This is a genomic window from Eudoraea sp. (assembly GCF_049665975.1).
In the GTDB taxonomy this organism is placed as follows: domain Bacteria; phylum Bacteroidota; class Bacteroidia; order Flavobacteriales; family Flavobacteriaceae; genus Eudoraea.
In genome coordinates, this window is the sequence record NZ_JBATGR010000413.1 from 1 (window position 1) to 2,865 (window position 2,865).

4 protein-coding genes are annotated in these 2,865 nt (G+C 37.1%); 1 reads left to right on the forward strand and 3 read right to left on the reverse strand.

Going from position 1 to position 2,865, the window contains the following annotated elements:
• The 3 genes from WBN20_RS13655 to WBN20_RS13665 form a co-directional block, all read right to left on the reverse strand.
• Positions 1-348, reverse strand: a 348-nt coding sequence (locus tag WBN20_RS13655; protein ID WP_424282088.1) for an AMP-binding protein, incomplete at its 3' end; no start/stop codon positions are given.
• Between the two features lie 4 nt (positions 349-352).
• A complete protein-coding gene (locus WBN20_RS13660; protein ID WP_424282089.1) occupies positions 353-1,300 on the reverse strand; it encodes a lysostaphin resistance A-like protein in 948 nt (315 codons plus the stop codon).
• Positions 1,291-2,343, reverse strand: coding sequence for an o-succinylbenzoate synthase (locus WBN20_RS13665; RefSeq protein ID WP_424282090.1), 1,053 nt, complete (start codon positions 2,341-2,343; stop codon positions 1,291-1,293). The genes WBN20_RS13660 and WBN20_RS13665 overlap by 10 nt, the downstream gene beginning before the upstream one ends.
• Positions 2,344-2,391: 48 nt before the next feature.
• On the opposite strand from WBN20_RS13665, the gene WBN20_RS13670 reads away from it, so the two are divergent.
• Positions 2,392-2,865, forward strand: a 474-nt coding sequence (locus tag WBN20_RS13670; RefSeq protein ID WP_424282091.1) for an SDR family NAD(P)-dependent oxidoreductase, incomplete at its 3' end; no start/stop codon positions are given.

The window sequence follows — 2,865 nt, forward strand, 5'->3', positions numbered from 1 at the left end:
CAAACCCAGGGTCATTGCCCTAACGAGCATCATCTTCCCAGCTATGTATCCTGTAGACAAGCATAGTAAAACCCTATCGCCGGCTTCTAACCCAAAATATTCGCCGGTAACCCTGGCAGAGTTTACCATATGCCTTTTTTTTAATCCTATCCCCTTAGGAATACCCGTAGAGCCTGATGTTCGTATAGTGAGCTCAGAATCAGCTGATAACCAATCTAATAGAAAGTCTCCTATTTCCTGTTCAAAATCTGCGCCTTCTTTTATTAAACTATAGGCCACCTCTTTTAACTCCTCGCTCGAGTATTGATGGCCATTAAGTTTAAACTGTTCATGTATTTTTACTGTCATCTACTTAATTGTTAAGTTGTTCTTCTAATTCTACAGGGGGTATAACTTTGCCGGTTAGACGTTCCTTCCAATTGGTCCACCCGTACTTTTTGGATAAAATAAGAAGTAAAATAGGATATATAATAAAAACCGGTGCAAAAACCTCCCATCCAATTTCAGGTTCAGAAATATCCTTATATATAGAATTAGTTTGGAAAGCGGTCCAATCTGCTGTAACCAAAAGTGCAGCCGTTAAATTATTTGCGGCATGAAAACCCAGGGCCAATTCCAAACCTTCATCCATTAGGGTAAGAACACCTAAAAAAAGTCCGGTTCCTATATAAAAAACCATTACCCCGTATCCGATTTTAGCAACTTCCGGATTTAATATATGTAACATTCCAAAAATTAGGGAGGTGCCAAGTAGTGGAACCCATCTGTTTTTTGCAGCTATACCCAATCCTTGCATTAAATAACCACGTAAAAAGTATTCTTCAAAACTGGTCTGAATAGGGATCAGGACTACTGCGATTAACAATAATACCAAAAATGGCCCTGGTTGAAAGTTGTAAACATAGTCTTCTGGAGATAAAAAGATATCCAACCCTATGAAGACCACAGAAATAATAGCCCAAAGGGTAAATACAAATGCCACCCTTTTCCAATCTATTTTTTTTCGTGATGTACTCAAGGTTATAAAGCTTTGTTGATGTAAAAACTTTACCGTTAAATAAAGAGTCAGAAATGCTATTACGAATGTCAACAGGAGAAGAAAGAAAAATAAGTTTGAGCCCAATAAATTAGAAATACTGGCCATGTCTGTCGGGTAATTACCAGTCTCCATTGCTTTTGCTAAAAGAACTAAAACCAGTGGGCCTGCCCCAATAAATTGCCAACCAATAAAGACTATTATTACTCCTACGGCATACCTCCAAAGTTCATGCAATCCTTTATAAGCTTGTTCTATATACATAATTTGTTTATTAAATTCTCTTCCCAGTTTAACCTGTTATTGTAGTGTAATTTTCCCTTTTGTATTTCAAGTGGACTGATAAAATTATTGGTAAATAATGAACCGGTACCTAATCCCTGGGCCATTTCATTATTAAGCGTAAACGTCCACTGTGCAATGGCATTAAGACCTATATTACTTTCCAATGCACTGGTTATCCACCAGCCTATACCCAATTTTGAAGCTATATCAATCCATTCCCTGCAAGCCCTGAACCCACCTAAAAGGCTTGGTTTTAAAATTATATACTGTGGCATAATGGTTTGTAGCAAAGTTTCCTTTTCCGTTACGGTATGATGACCAATTAACTCTTCATCAAGAGCTATTGGCAGTGGTGAGTTTTCACATAGATACTTCATTTCCACAGGAAATCCTTGTTTAATAGGCTGTTCAATAGAATGTATATCACAGGCTGCTAATTTAATGAGTTTATCCAGGGCTTCATCCTTTTTAAATGCCCCATTGGCATCTACCCGAAGTTCTATTTCTTTTTTTCTATACTTTTTTCTCATGGAAGCCAATAACGATAATTCCGTATTAAAATCAATTGCCCCTATTTTAATTTTAATACAATTGAAACCCGCCTCTATTTTTTGAGTTATTTGTTCCTCCATATATTCTATATTCCCCATCCAAATTAGACCATTAATAGAAATGGCTGCCTTAGATTTGGTAAATGCGGAAGGGAAAAGCACGAAGGGGTTTTCAGATGCCAGGGAAGTGAATGCCTGTTCCACGCCAAATCTAATGCTTGGGTAATCCTTTAAATCTTCTAAAAGTCTCTCTTTACCCAAATGAATATTTGAGCAGGTCCAGGAAAGTTTGCCCTCATATTCAGTTACATCATCAATACTGAGGCCTCTGAACAATCCGCATTCTCCAATGCCAGATTTTCCTTTATCCTTAAGAACTAAAAACCAGGTTTCTTTTTGCTTTAGTATGCCCCTAGACGTACCACTTGGTCTTTTAAAGTTTAAATCGTATTTCTTATAAAAAGCGTCCATATGAATTGGTGCTAAATTTAACTATATTTTCAAACTAAAAATTAGAGAATGAAGGGAAATACAAATAAAATAATATGGTTAACCGGGGCTTCCTCCGGAATTGGAGAAGCTCTGGCCTATGAATTAAGTCATAAAGGCTATAAGCTTATTATATCGGCACGCAATGAAAAGCAGCTGATTTTGGTAAAAGAGAAATGCAAATATCCGGAGAATGTGGCAGTTTTGCCTTTGGATCTTGCCGGTTTCAGCACAGTGGGTAATAGTGTAAAAATTGCAATAGCTATATATGGGAGAATTGACATCCTAATTAACAATGCAGGAATAAGTCAACGCTCTTTAATCATGGAGACGGGTTTGGAAGTTTATGAAAAATTGATAAATGTAAATTATTTGGGAACTGTTGCCCTAAGCAAAGAAGTCTTGCCTCATTTTATCTCAAATGGGAGCGGGCATTTTGTTACTGTGACCAGTTTAATGGGCAAATTTGGGTCTCCATACAGATCTGGTTATTGCGCTGCCAAA